This is a genomic window from Phyllobacterium myrsinacearum, from assembly GCF_014138285.1.
In the GTDB taxonomy this organism is placed as follows: Bacteria; Pseudomonadota; Alphaproteobacteria; order Rhizobiales; family Rhizobiaceae; genus Phyllobacterium; species Phyllobacterium myrsinacearum_A.
In genome coordinates, this window is the sequence record NZ_JACGXN010000005.1 from 119122 (window position 1) to 132732 (window position 13611).

Genomic DNA, 13611 nt, shown 5'->3' on the forward strand with positions numbered 1-13611 from the left:
AACCATGCTTCAGATCGAAATCGACCACCTGAACAAGCATTATGGTGGCTTTCATGCGCTCAAAGACATCAATATAGCCATCGAACAGGGCGCCTTTGTTGCGCTTGTGGGGCCTTCAGGCTGCGGCAAGTCCACTTTGCTGCGTACCCTTGCGGGCCTCGAAAAGACAAGTTCCGGGGATTTACGCATCGCTGGTGAAAGCGTGGTCAACAAACCGCCGCGTGAAAGGGATGTGGCGATGGTGTTCCAGTCCTATGCGCTCTATCCGCATATGGATGTCGAGCACAATATGAACTATTCGATGCGCCTCAAGCGTCGTCCGAAGCAGGAGATTGCCGAACGTACGCGCGTAGCAGCTGAAACGCTTGGTCTGGGTGCCCTGCTTGGCCGGTTGCCGAAAGCCCTGTCTGGCGGTCAGCGCCAGCGTGTCGCCATGGGCCGCGCCATAGTGCGCAATCCGAAGGTGTTTCTTTTTGACGAACCGCTTTCCAATCTTGATGCGGCGCTGCGGGTGCATATGCGCAGCGAGATCCGAAAGCTGCACGAGCGTCTCAAGGCGACCTCGGTCTATGTAACGCATGATCAGGTCGAGGCCATGACGATGGCCGACCATATCGTCGTTATGCGCGCCGGAGTCATCGAGCAGCAGGGCAGCCCCCTCGATCTGTACGACCGCCCGATAAACAAGTTCGTTGCCGGTTTTATCGGTTCACCGGCAATGAACTTCATTCCTGCTTTTGTCAGCCCTGACGGCAAGAGACTGGTGCTGGAGAAGGATCAGGATCAATCGCTTGCCATTGGCCAACATGCGGCTCCGCGTATTCCTCTGCTGATGGGTTTGCGGCCCGAACATCTTTCGTTCACCGGCGAGAAAGGGAATCTGGCGATCACGGTGGTTGTGGATGCCGTTGAATCTACGGGAAGCATGACATTTGTCACAGCGTCCATCGCGTCGCAGCAGGTGGTGGCTGCCCACAGCGGAAGACCGAGCGTGAGCAGGGGCAGTGAAATAAAGCTCTATATCGCACCAAAAAACGTTCACCTGTTTGATGCCGAAACGGAGCTTGCCATTCGCTGAATCGTTAGAGGCGGGATGCGTTGACAATGGACTGTGCCTGGGCAAGCTATACCGTATCCTTCATCCATCTCAGGAGCGGCCCATGCCAACGACTATTGCGATCATCGGAGCGGGGGCGATGGGAAGTGCGGTCGGGCACCGGCTGACACAGCACGGAGCACGCGTCTTGACGCTTGCCGATGGCCGCAGTGCAAAGACCGTGGCGCGCATTCGCGATGCCGGTATGGAACCTGTAGTGATCGACGAGATCGCCGCTGCCGACCTGATCCTTTCGATTGTTCCTCCCGCCGAAGCCATCGGCGTCGCTGAACTGCTAAGTCCAAAACTGCGCGATGCAAAAACGAAGTCCGCATTTATCGATTTCAATGCGATCAATCCCGCCACCATGCAGCAGATAACCTCTACTCTTGCTGGAACGGGTTGGGACGTTCTCGATGGAGCGATCATCGGCTCCCCGCCGACGGCCGAAAGTACAGGGCCGAAATTCTATGTCAGCGGCGATCAAGCCCGGCACAGTTCCTTGCTGGAAAAACATGGTTTGAATCTGCGGTTGATGGAGGCACCTGTCGGCGCGGCATCAGCATTGAAAATGGTCTATGCGGGTCTCAACAAGGGACTGGTCGGACTTGGCGCGACAATGCTTCTTGCGGCCGCCGGATCAGGTTCCGCCGAAAGCTTACGCGGGGAGATGAACGATTCCTTGCCTGAGCTTCTCCTGCGCTTTCAGAAGTCGATCCCTGATATGTATCCAAAGGCCTATCGGTGGGTTGCCGAAATGCATGAGATAGCCGAGTTCCTTGGACCGGACGATCCCGGATCGGCGTTATTCAAGGCGATGGCAGATGTCTTTGCCAGAATTGCCGCCGACCAGAATGCGGATGGACAGCTGGCGGCTATTCTGAACGGTGTACTTGAAAACCCGGCTTGATCGAACACGCAGTTCCGAACGCTGCCTGCCAGCCCAGCATATCAGGCATTAAAGCTCAAAGTAACAGGCGGCCCTTTCTCCAGCTTGGCGTAAAAAGCGCCTGTCGCCCTGTTGTCAAAATGGGTCGGCGAGTCCATAATGTTGTATCATACAACTATATGGATTTTCATGAATGACCGATTCACCGCTTCAGGCCACTGTCAGACCCATCCGTGACGCGTCACGCAGGCTCGTGCGCGAGCTCGGCTTCATGAAGCCCACCCTTGCCGGAACGGAGTTCTCCGCTTCCGCAGTTCATGCCCTGATCGAAATTGGTGCCCGGGATTATCTGACATCAGGTGAACTGAGTGACATTCTCAATCTGGAAAAATCCAGCGTCAGCCGGATGGTGCGTAAGCTTGTCGATGCGGGCGAACTCGTCGAAAGCGTGAGTGAGACCGACAGCCGGATAAAGCCTCTGTCGTTGACCGGGAAAGGGCGGGAAACGCTGGCGGCGATTGATGCCTTCGCACAGGAGCAGGTTGTTGCTGCGCTGAACAACCTGTCCCCGAATATTCATAAAACAGTGCGGGACGGGCTTGCGCTCTACGCCGATGCTTTGGAAGCCAGTCGAACGGGCAGCATGTCATCGGCCATGCGTCCGGTCACGATCGAGACGGGGTATCGACCGGGTGTGATCGGACGCGCAGCCGAAATGCATGCGCGTTTTTATGCGAACACGGTGGGCTTTGGGCAATTCTTCGAAAGCAAGGTTGCGTCGGGGTTGGCAGAGTTTGCCGGTCGTCTCGACAGATCCTCCAATCAATTATGGACTGCAATTGAAGATGGCAACATTGTCGGCACCGTCGTCATCGACGGGGAGGATCTTGGAACCGGATGTGCGCATTTGCGATGGTTCATCGTGGAAGACGGGCGTCGCGGTGGTGGCCTAGGACGACGATTGCTCGACGAAGCCATATCCTTTTGCGATCAGCAGGAATTTGCGGAAATCCAGCTCTGGACATTCAAAGGATTGGATGCAGCGCGCCGGCTGTATGAAACATTCGGTTTTGTACTCGACGAGGAGTGGCCCGGTCAGCAGTGGGGATCGGAAGTCACGGAGCAACGGTTTGTCCGCAGGATCAGGGATGTCGGGCGCCGGATGCAAACGGCCGGTTTAAAATGAAAAAAGCCCGTCCGCTGCCGAATTACTTCATGGATGGAGCGGACGCGGTGAGCCAAGAGACCAGCTGTGACAGTTTATCGGTGAGCGGATTGGTGGTTACGCCGGAAGTGATTCAGCATCATCGCCTGTACGCGCATGAGATGCGCAACATTGCGATGCGGACAACTATCGCGGCCGTCACTCGGGCATTCAGACGATTGTTTAAGACAGCAAATTTGACAAACCAGTGAAGACAAACCCGGCTCCCAGTCCTGCAAGCACGATGGTCACTGTCCAGATTGCGCCGAATTGATTGAGCGTGGCACTTTGTTTGGGGCTGTCGGTACGATAGCGGACTTCAACGCGGTCTCCGACCTTTGATCCGAAAACCAGTCCGCCCTGCGGGTATGAAACCTGTTCACCAGTCTTGGTCACGAAAGCAATCTGCGGGTGACTTCCGCCTGCGTTGAGTGCCACCACATCGCCGGGGACCACAATGCTCGATCCGAGAAAGTTGAGCGTCATTCCAGCCGATACTGCGGCGGCAATCAAAAGTACTGCCCCGATTACTGTGATAATAACCATTCTGCTCACGAACACCCCTATCTATGCCGGAATTCGCGTGCGACCTTGGCACAATGTCACAGGTTTGTAGTTAAAACATGTTGACTTCTTTTCTTCGGATGACAAGTCTTTTGAACATGAAAGGCGGGGGACGCAGATGATCGGCACACGCTATGTGATCAAAAACGGCGATACGTTGTGGTCTATTGCACGCGACCAATTGGGTGGCGGTACGCAATGGCCCCGAATCTGGCGCTATAACAACCGGCGTGAAGTGGTCCGCAGCACAGGACATGGAATACCTGACCCTGATCTGATCCACGCCGGGCGCACCATTCTCATCCCCGTTTTGCCAGGTCAGCGCTCCACCACCCGGGTTGCGGAGGCGGGATCTGCCCGTCCGACATTACCCGCAGTACCACCGGTGCCCACCCCCAAGCCCTCAAGCCAATCATCACATCCAACGTCATCCACTGCACCAACGAGCAATGCAAGCAATCTGAAGAGCCAGCTCAAGGACATCAAACTGCCGGCAGCCCTCAAATACACGCTGAAACAGGAGCAGAAGCTCGAGACACCCACGGCAACGATAGAGTTTCAGCTCACGGGCGATGTTTTGTTGATGTCGAGTTCCAGCGCGGCAATTACCCATAGCGTCAGCGATCAGAAAACCGAAATCAAAACAACATCAGCCATGCATCATGCCTTTGGGGAACTCGTCAGCGACAACCGGTTCATTTTCGACCCGAAGAAGAATGAGTGCACTGTCCGCTCAATGATCGTCAGCCAAAGCAATTCACCCAACATATCGACCGTGGCTACCGCAGCCGGTTTTGAAATGAGCCCGCTCAATCCGGTACCAAAACTACGCTTTGAACTGAGGCTGCCGAAGCTGAACGGGCGTATCAATGGCTTCCTCTACACGGCCGTGGACGTGAAATTCGTTATACTGATCACACCCAAACCCCAGCAACCGATGGGACCTTCTCCGCGCATGTTGCCGGTGCTTGTTCCACAGGCACAGCCTCAACCTGGAACCAACTGGAAGAAAGTCGTTGGAGTCGGCCTGGTAGTTACCGGCGGTGTGATTATCGTTGCCACAGTTGTGGAGGATTTCTTTACGGCTGGTGCTGGCGTGGCAGACGATCCGGCATCGTTTGCCGCTGCCGCTGCGCTGTTTGCGCGTGGTGCGGCTGCGTTTCGTGCCGCGACAGTCTTGCCCAGCGTGGCGCCTGCGACCTTTATGGTGCGCAATTCTCTTGAGCTGGCGCATTGATACTGTCGCGTCGAGCCATGCTGATCGCCGCGTTGGCGATGGCCGGCGGCGGGGCCTATCTGCTCGACAGGCCCACCGACGGCGAAATTGGTGATCTCGACGCTTTTGCGCGTACCCTTGGTGAGCGGCAGGGATTGGTGATCGGTTTCGGCGATCCCAAGAGTTTTTTCGTTCCGCCTTACCTCGCTGCAGATGCTGAGGTGCAAGGTGTCACATTTGATCCCGCGGATCGGGGCATGATCGATGCGTCATTGAAGGGCATTGCCAAGGCTTTCGATGCCTATCCGGAGAAATGCCTCGGCAGAATTATCAAGGCTGTCTTTATCGCGGGGAAGATTCTTATCAACGGTACCGAGGTTGGAGGTACCTATGGTCAGGATTGGATATTTGTGGCGTCGCCGCGCAATGTGCCTGCGGAAACGCGCCAGCTCGCAGCCGAGCTCGATGTTCACCATGAGACAAGCTCGTTCGTCTGGTGGCGGAATCCCTCGCTTCAAACTGCTTTCAAGGCGCAGGAACCGGTTGGCTGGAGCTTCCAGAACGATGCGGCCGATCAGGTCGCGCGCGGGCAGGGAGCCGAGCCAGGCATCGAAACCGGCTTTCTGTCGGCCTATGGAGCAACGACGCCGGAGAATGATTTCAATACGTATGCCGAGATTGTTTTTTCCGATCCGGCGCGGATGAAGGACCTGGCAAAGAAAGCACCCTTGATCGCCAAGAAGCTCGGCCTCGTTCTCGATGCCTACATCACAATCGACCCGCGGCTGAACGAGACCTTTTCACGAACCGGTCTGCTGGAAGCGGCCTCCCGATCGTAATTCTCAGAGATTGCTAGAGAGCAATGGCGACAATCGTAAGATTATCCTCGGCGCCGTTAATCAGGCTGTCGTCAACAAGTCTGTCAACGATGGATTCGACACGGCTCGCGCCGGAAAAGCTGGAAACGATGTTGTCAAGGACACTGCGCGCAATATTAGCCGTCATGAGAAGAAAGCGGTCGCCGGGCATGAGATCGCCGGTTACTGTCGCGGATGCCGCATGCAGTTGCAGTTTCAGCGTCGAACTGGATCGTTTGCTGAGGGCAGTATCCGTCAGTTCAGTAACCTGCCCGTCCCGCAACAACAGGCAATGCACATTACCCTGCACGAGGAGGCCAAACCTGCGCTGACGGAAGACAAAACTCAGCGAACCCGCCTGCAAGGCTAGTCCGGCAACGGCGATGTCGAGACGTTCGGTCAAGGCATGCTTGGCGTCTTCAAGGCGATCCGTCAAAATCCGGAGTGCGTCCTCGACGCTTTCCGGCAGTGGGACACTGTCCAGAGAAGCCAGTAGAAAACGTGAAATAGTGGCGCTACGGCTCAGCCCGAAAGTGCCGTCTGCGATTGATACGAGACCCTTTTCGAGTTTGAAGACAAAGCTTTCGGTATTTTGCTCGGCAAGGGTACCGCGATGGGAACGGCCGGCCACTGAGATTTCGCCCACAGACTGGGCTTCAGAAAACATCCCGTTATTGTGCAGGGATTGGCCGCTTTGCCTGGCTCTTGCAAATTCATCGTTGAATGTGGAGGACGCCGTATCGTCCTTGAAAAACGATGCGAAGGCGGTGGCTGCCGGCCAACCGGGGTATAGCGACATGCCCGGCTTCCGGCGATCGGATCCCGAGGTCCACCACAACGACTGCGGTATCGATTTGCTGCCGGCAAGCGCTGCAGCCAGAGGGGCAAAGGCACCGGCCTGTGACGAGGGCTCGCCCAGGGGGCTCAGGCTCGCAGGAATGACGTCAAGGTCAAACGCCTTCTTTGCCAATTGATGATCGAAATAGTCGATGTCAAATTCGTCTTCCAGAACGCTCAGCAAAACGTCTTCAAGCGAGTGCAGCCAATCATCCGCACGGGCAATGGATGCAACGGAAAGCGGAAAGTCCGGTATCTGCGCGGCGACAAGGAAGGGAAAATAGCGCCCGGCCTTGTCAACGCTCGGTATCATCATGCCGACCACGGGGTAGGGGCCGCAAATGCTGGCTTCGAGATAGAAGCGCCATATCGGGGCGTTGAGATAGAGATCCATCCACTCGTCCGCCAGCATCTCGCGACTCGACTGCATTGCGGGCTGCAACCACTGGTCGAGCTTCAGGCGAACGTCCCGGTCAAGCCGCCGGCTGATGAAATCGCCTTTGGATGGCACCTTGCCGAAATAACCGGCCAGAACCGTATCTCTGGGTTGCATCGGGTTCATCCCTTCCGGTCGTATGCCGAATGATGATGGGCGCCATGTTGTCGATGCCCTGCTTGCTTGGATCCCATATCTCAGAATCCTTCGGGGCAGCGGAACGAACGCAATGCCTTCAGTGCAAACGGATTGAGCACGGAGCCAACCCGCACGTCGAAGCTTGCGACACGGCTGCCCATCCGGAACGAGGCCGTAAACTGATCCTCACTTGCCACCTTTTTCTGGGCGAGGTCGAACAGCCGGAACATCGCCCAGGGTCCTGTCTTGCTCACACTTGAGTTCGGTCCCGGAGGATTGAAGGCGATGCGGGCGGAGCGATTGCCTTGACCGGGCCACTTGAATGATTTGGTCTGAACCGGTCCGTGATCGTAGTTGATCGTTTCCCCGTTGATATCGAGCGTCACGCCTGTTGAGTTGTTGTCGAGATCATTGGGCGTGATATCGAGATCAAGACTGAGGTCGTTGCCGCCTTTGGAAAAAAACGCCGTTTGGATCGTTTGAGCGTTCTCGAACTGCACAAGGGCATCGCTTGGAATTGCTTCAGCCCCATTCATGCCGACCAGGCGCCACGGTGTCTGTGAAACATCGACGAATGGTTTGAGCTGGAACTGGAAGAATGTTGCAAACTCACCGGAAGGGCCGAACATCCGGATAAAATCATTGATGGCAACGTCATTGTTGGCGTTCGGATCAAAGGGATAGCGTCCTGCGATGGCGACCTTGCAGAAGCGCCCGCTTGTGCTCTGCCACATATCGGAGATGGACCGTCGTGCGCCGCTTGCAGACAGCCTGGCAATGTCGGTGGCAAGACGTCCGATCCAGCGGCTCGCGGGTTCAGGCAAACGCTGCGCCTGTGCGACCAGCATCTGATTGGCCGATGCCAGTTTGCTTTCGACACCGAAAATCGTGTTGACCTCACCGGCATTGGTGGCGGCGCGGCTGAGTTGCAGCGACAGTTCCTCAAGAACAGGGGAAAGGTCGGTAAATTGGGATTTTTGCCCTTCCGGGGGCTGCAGGGATTTGCGCAGCGCCGCATAGGGATCAAGCATTGTGGTTTCGAAGCCGTCGGTCAGGGCTTGCAGCTCCTGAACGCGTGCTGCATTTGCTTTGGCAGCCTCCTCGGCTGCTCGTCTCTGTGCCTCGTCAATGTCCCCTTCCTTTCCGGCCGGTTTGGTCGTAGCGGCGGGTGCCGAGAACTGCTGAGGGTCGAGATTGGTCGCTTCGGCGATGGCCGTTGCAAATGTCCGTAATGGATTGTCAGCCGATGCCAGAATACGGACAATATCCGCTGCCTGAATCAAGTCGGGTGCCGGGCGTATGCTGATGTCGTTCAACAGTGCTCCCCACTGTTGCCGATTGGTATTGAAGTATATGCGCAGGACATCGGTCTTTAAATTATCACCGGATTCCGCCTGTGCCTTATCTTCCCCGATGACCCAGCCCTCTTGTGCAAACTGCTCGGACATCTGAGCCAGACGAGGCAGGAAATAGTTGAAATAGCCGTCCCGGGTGAAAATCCCCGGTATGCCCTGGCGAAGATCCGTACGGCTCTCGCGGGCAAACAGCAGTTCCGCACCTGATCCAGCCTTGTCTATGGGACGCCACTCGGGCAGTGCCATGGCATCGGGAGATGTCAACAACAGTTCGAAAAGCTGTTGCGACCGCGGAATGGCGTTTATCTTTTCGCGCGCTTTCTTGATGAGATTGTCATCAAGGGTAACCGTAATCAACGGCCGCGACAGCAGCGCACGGCTGTGCGCGAGCAAGCTTTCCCGCGCCTGCGCCCGTCCCGCACCCGGCAAGGATGCTTCAAAGTTTGCCTTCAAGGTTTGGACCGCGAACTGTTCGTCCATCGGCCCGAGACCACCGAGCATCGAATACAGCTTCAACGCATCGTAAAGCTGTCCTGTCGTGATCTGCGGATCATTCATCCGGTTCTGCAGATGGACAAGCAAGCGGGGAAGGAGGAAGCCGTTGAGCGCCCGGGCATACGTTGCCTGCATGCTTTCGCTGAGCTTGGCTTCCTGATCCGTGCCGAAATGATACCAGCGGCTCTTGCCGGCAATGTCATCCGTGATGGCATCGCGCAGAGTGTTGAGCGGCGAAAGTATCCGGTTCAGATCATCGGTTGTGATATCCTCGATGGCAATGGAGGTCGCCTCGCGATTATAGGAGGCGATCCGTTCATTGACCGCGCTCATCGTGCTCTGATTGGTGAAATAGGCATGGGTCCAGCCGGCAAAAAGCCCACCGGCAATGATCAATGGCACGAGATAGAAAATGGTGGACATGATGCGCTTGCGGCGCTGCACCTTGATATCCGTCGTGACGAGATTGGCCTCGCCGAAAACGACCTCGTTGAACAGCCTCGACAGGAAGAAGGCCTTCTGCGAGACGGTGCCTGTCGTGTTGGGTTCCTGCAGAAACGAGAAACGCTCCGATGTCGAGCGTCCGACCTTATCATAAACCGCACCGGTTTGTGTCGCCGAGACGAAGTAAACGCCCCGCAGGAGCGGTGCGCTGACCAGTTTGGAACTTGCTGTCAGTTCGCCGATCTGTTCAACGAGAACGCTCTTGATTGATGCAAACTGGGCTGGAAAACGGAATACACTGCTGCGTCTGAGATCGTCGGGCTCCTGCTGCATGCGCTCGAGGAGTATGCGGTGCATGCGCTCGAGAAGAAGATCGACCTCACCGGAAAAAGCTTCGGCAATCTTGCCTTTTGACTGGCTGACTCCCAAGGGGAACGTCACGCCAAGAACCTGTTCGCGGTCGAACTTGTTGAAATTGTCGAAAAACTCGCCGAAGCCGGCCAGCATGTCCACCTTGGTGAAGATCAGATAGACAGGCAACCGGACTTTGAGGTTGTCTTCCAGATCGCGCAGACGCTGCTTGATGATCCTGATTTCCTTGAAGCGTGCTTGTGCGCTCTGGGTCAGGATGTCTTCCATGCTGATGGTGACGAGAACGCCGTTGATCGGCTTCAGTGGACGGTGCCGCTTGAGCAGGCCAAGGAAGCTCTGCCAGGCCGTGCTGTCCACCGTCACATCGCTGTCCTGGGTCGTGTAGCGGCCGGCCGTATCGATCAGCACGGCCTCGTCGGTAAACCACCAGTCACAACTGCGCGTACCACCCACGCCCTGTATGCTGTGTTCGTCCATTTCTTCGGCAAAGGGGAAGGACAGTCCCGAATTGACCAGCGCCGTTGTCTTGCCGGAGCCCGGCGCACCGATGATCAGGTACCACGGAAAATCATAGATATAGCCGAACCGCTTTTTGCTGATCGATTTCAGACGAAGCAGGGCATCCTTCAGACGTTGCCTGAGAAGAGCGACCTCTTCCTTGGCTTCCGTCTCGGAATCAGTGCCATCCTCCGCCACCGCATCGATCATTGCAGCTTCGGCGCGGCGCCGGCGGATAGCCGAAACAATCACATAGATCAGCCATGCGAGTACAACGACACCGATCGCGACGATGCGGTTGTACTGGGATTCGAGCGGGCGCCATTGACCAAAGGCGATACTATCGCCGTAGAACCAGATCATCACGGCGATGGCGACGACCCAGATCAACGACCAGAACCGGCCGCCCTTGAGGAAGCCCAAATAGCCTTCTATGTAGGAGCGGATCGTGTAGATCCAGTTGAGGATATTCACTGTTGATTGCCTGCGCCGGTTGTCTTGTCTTTTTCAGACCGCGGGTTAGCGGTGACGATGATCTCTGTCCGTCGGTTCGCTTCGCGTCCTTGGTCGGTATCATTGGTATCGATCGGTTCGGATTCGCCTCTGCCTTCAAAGGTGATCTGGTTTTGCGGCACGTAGCCGCCGATAATGGCGGCCACCGACTGGGCGCGCGCCCGGGATAGATCATAGTTCGACGGGAAACGTACGCCGCGCATCGGACGATTGTCGGTATGACCGACAATGTGGACGGAGAACTTTTCCTCGGCGATTGCCCGGCCAATACGATCGATCAGGCCTTGAAATTGCGGATTGACATCGGCCCTTGCCGTCTCGAAAAAGCCGGTGTTGCGGAACCGCACAAGTACGCGATTACCGTCGCGGGCCGTTGTTACAACGCCGCGGTCCACTTCCGGCTGGAGGAATGCCAGGAAGTCGCGCAGCCTATCCACTTGCTCGACCGGTGGCTGCGCGGGTTGTTCAACCTTGATCGACGGATTGCCTTGCGGCGGAGCCGCCGCCATCGCAATCATGATCCCGTCGGATTCCGTATTGAGGAGACGCAGGATACCCACGTAGCCAAAAGCACAGAGAAGAACAAGCATTCCGAGCAGCGCGGGATAGAGGTTCTTGAACCGCGCCTTGGAGAAACGGGCATTGATACCGCGCCAATGGGGGGACACTTCCCGTTCGATATCGCCCATGGACGACTGCAGCGTGCGGTAAAGGCTGTCTCTTATCTGGGAAAGTTCGAGAGCCCCGCGTGCACTGACGCGCAGCCTGCCCTTGAACCCGAGCGACAGGCAAAGATAAAGCAGCAGGAGAATATCGCGATTGCGGCCTGGGTCCTTGTGAAAATGCTCGAGCAGTTCGAAGAAACGCTCGCCGCCCTGTACGTCACGGTGAAACGTCGAAACGATACTGTTGCTTGCCCAGTTACTGGCACCGCCCCATCGTGTGCTGAGAACAACGTCGTCGATGGTCGCGCAGAGAGCGTAGTGCGCGACGCGGGCGTGCTGCGTATCCACGTTTGCGTTTGCGACTTTGCGCTCATATGCCCGCATTTCATCGATCACCGCTGTCCTGAGCTGTTCGGCATCGGGATCTGCGTGGAGCCCACGAAGGTGGTAAAGCAAATTGAGCTGGGGACGGGCGGCAGCGACCAGAAATGGGAGGCCCTTCGGGCTGTTGTCGATCGTATCTATGCCGCCATCACGAAGTGCCGACTGGAGCGTCGTGGTCTCGTTACTATCCGTATCACTCGAACCGGCTTGTGCCGCGCGGCCGCGTTCACCCCCCGGCTTGGGCTTGATGATCGTCGGCTCACTGCGCCAGAATTTATCGTCGCTCATGGCATCACGACTTTATTGCCCAGAGTTCAAACTCGATGGCCGGAAAATCACCGGCAAGGTGCATGGCAATGGCACCTGATGTGCTGAGCTGCTTCCACAGGGCGCCATCGCGATCAAGTTCGAAATAACTGGTGCCGGGGCGATAGGGCAATTGACGCGGTGCGACCGGCAGCGGGCGAACCGCTATACCGGGCAGGGCAACATTGACGAGTTCCGCAATGCGTTCGACCGGGCCGACCTTGATCTGCCGGGGCAGCGTGCTGCGGAGCGCCTCGGACGGCATGTCGCAACGCACCGCCAGAACGAAACCGCTGCCCGCCAGAAGGCTGCGGTCGGTAATCGTGCCAACCCGCACACCGTGCTTGCGCTCGTCGAGTGGAATCTCGATAGCAGACCGTTCGAGCACAGAGGACAGTGATTCACGCAGATCGAAGAGGACCGGATCGAACGAACCGCGCAGGTCGAGATGGCGGTAGCCGGGAAAGACGGATCCGCGCCGCCGCTCCTTGGTGAATGTCGAAAGTTCACCGGCAAGCTGTGCACACAGGACATAAAGCGTTTCCGGATGCAGCGAACTCAAATTCTCGCGGTGATGACGAAAGACAGCTTCATTCCGGTTGAGCACCTGGAGGAACTGAAAGTCAGACACTTCGGCCGTGCCGCGGATAGAGGGGTCGCCCATACGATCGGCAATTGCTTCCGCCCTGTGGGACATGATGCCCAGAAGCTCGGTTACAATATTCTCCAGCTGAAGCTGCGCCGCACAATTGATCGACGGCGCGATAAAGTTTTCATCAAGAACGACGGATTGATCCTGCCGGACCTCGACGATGCGCGCAACGGCGATGCGGTCGTAGCCGGCCAGTTCTTCATCCGACAGGAGGAAACTCAAACGAAGACGACCAACGTCCAGAAGGGCGGAAATTGAACTGCCTTCGTTGGTGTCCTGCACCTCATACTTCTGGCGCGCATAACGGACGCTGCGGCCCGCGGCAGTTTCACCACCGATCTCAGCGAGCCCCGGCTGTTGCATGGGCAGGCAAAGATAGACGAAGACGTTCTTCGTGCCTTCTTCAAGCCTCAGGGCAGGCGGGAGGTCCACAGGTCCAGGCGCCTCGAAAACACTGCCGTCCGGCATGACACCGCGCGCGCTCGAAAGCGCGAACATGCCATTGCCCAACAATTGCTCGTTGATCGTGATACGTGAAATGCCCCAGGGGAATTTGACAAGTTCACGAACGACCGATTTGACAAGCTTTTCCGTCCAGCGATCCTGCTGCTGAAAGTGCTGTACCCGAAGGAACATGCCTTCCGACCAGACGACGCGATTGTCATGTTCCATTCATAAACACCGTACTGG

10 protein-coding genes are annotated in these 13611 nt (G+C 56.8%); 5 read left to right on the top strand and 5 right to left on the bottom strand.

Going from position 1 to position 13611, the window contains the following annotated elements:
- Positions 1–4 precede the first annotated feature (4 nt).
- From FHW16_RS16725 to FHW16_RS16735, 3 genes are all read left to right on the top strand, one after another.
- A complete protein-coding gene (locus FHW16_RS16725; protein WP_182550367.1) occupies positions 5–1078 on the top strand; it encodes an ABC transporter ATP-binding protein in 1074 nt (357 codons plus the stop codon).
- Between the two features lie 82 nt (positions 1079–1160).
- Positions 1161–2006 carry an NAD(P)-dependent oxidoreductase gene (locus FHW16_RS16730; protein WP_182550368.1) on the top strand — a complete coding sequence of 282 codons (846 nt, stop codon included), beginning with the start codon at positions 1161–1163 and terminating at the stop codon, positions 2004–2006.
- 172 nt (positions 2007–2178) lie between these two features.
- Entirely contained in the window at positions 2179–3171 is a 993-nt protein-coding gene (locus tag FHW16_RS16735) for a helix-turn-helix domain-containing GNAT family N-acetyltransferase (RefSeq protein ID WP_182550369.1), read from the top strand.
- 201 nt (positions 3172–3372) lie between these two features.
- Here the strand turns inward: FHW16_RS16735 and FHW16_RS16740 are convergent, their stop codons facing one another.
- Positions 3373–3744: a DUF3592 domain-containing protein gene (locus tag FHW16_RS16740; protein WP_210278167.1), complete on the bottom strand. Its 372-nt coding sequence runs from the start codon at positions 3742–3744 to the stop codon at positions 3373–3375.
- Positions 3745–3871: 127 nt separating this feature from the next.
- On the opposite strand from FHW16_RS16740, the gene FHW16_RS16745 reads away from it, so the two are divergent.
- Together FHW16_RS16745 and FHW16_RS16750 are read left to right on the top strand one after the other, a co-directional pair.
- A complete protein-coding gene (locus FHW16_RS16745) occupies positions 3872–4990 on the top strand; it encodes a LysM peptidoglycan-binding domain-containing protein (RefSeq protein WP_182550370.1) in 1119 nt (372 codons plus the stop codon).
- Positions 4987–5808, top strand: coding sequence for a hypothetical protein (locus FHW16_RS16750; protein WP_182550371.1), 822 nt, complete (start codon positions 4987–4989; stop codon positions 5806–5808). Before FHW16_RS16745 ends, FHW16_RS16750 begins: the two co-directional genes overlap by 4 nt.
- A gap of 13 nt (positions 5809–5821) precedes the next feature.
- Here FHW16_RS16750 and tagF read toward each other — a convergent pair whose 3' ends face one another.
- The 4 genes from tagF to tssK all read right to left on the bottom strand — a co-directional run bounded on the left by tagF (position 5822) and on the right by tssK (position 13593).
- Positions 5822–7216, bottom strand: coding sequence for a type VI secretion system-associated protein TagF (gene tagF, locus FHW16_RS16755; protein WP_182550372.1), 1395 nt, complete (start codon positions 7214–7216; stop codon positions 5822–5824).
- A gap of 80 nt (positions 7217–7296) precedes the next feature.
- Positions 7297–10875 (bottom strand): type VI secretion system membrane subunit TssM, encoded by a 3579-nt coding sequence (gene tssM, locus FHW16_RS16760; protein WP_182550373.1) that lies wholly within the window; start codon positions 10873–10875, stop codon positions 7297–7299.
- Positions 10872–12251: a type VI secretion system protein TssL, long form gene (gene tssL / locus FHW16_RS16765; RefSeq protein ID WP_182550374.1), complete on the bottom strand. Its 1380-nt coding sequence runs from the start codon at positions 12249–12251 to the stop codon at positions 10872–10874. The genes tssM and tssL overlap by 4 nt, the downstream gene beginning before the upstream one ends.
- A 4-nt stretch (positions 12252–12255) precedes the next feature.
- Positions 12256–13593, bottom strand: coding sequence for a type VI secretion system baseplate subunit TssK (gene tssK / locus FHW16_RS16770; RefSeq protein ID WP_182550375.1), 1338 nt, complete (start codon positions 13591–13593; stop codon positions 12256–12258).
- Positions 13594–13611 lie beyond the last annotated feature (18 nt).

Coding starts and splice junctions, on each gene's coding strand:
- FHW16_RS16725 (WP_182550367.1), top strand. CDS start 5: ATGCTTCAGATCGAAATCGACCACCTGAACAAGCATTATGGTGGCTTT.
- FHW16_RS16745 (WP_182550370.1), top strand. CDS start 3,872: ATGATCGGCACACGCTATGTGATCAAAAACGGCGATACGTTGTGGTCT.
- tagF (WP_182550372.1), bottom strand. CDS start 7,216: ATGCAACCCAGAGATACGGTTCTGGCCGGTTATTTCGGCAAGGTGCCA.
- FHW16_RS16735 (WP_182550369.1), top strand. CDS start 2,179: ATGACCGATTCACCGCTTCAGGCCACTGTCAGACCCATCCGTGACGCG.
- tssK (WP_182550375.1), bottom strand. CDS start 13,593: ATGGAACATGACAATCGCGTCGTCTGGTCGGAAGGCATGTTCCTTCGG.
- tssL (WP_182550374.1), bottom strand. CDS start 12,251: ATGAGCGACGATAAATTCTGGCGCAGTGAGCCGACGATCATCAAGCCC.
- FHW16_RS16730 (WP_182550368.1), top strand. CDS start 1,161: ATGCCAACGACTATTGCGATCATCGGAGCGGGGGCGATGGGAAGTGCG.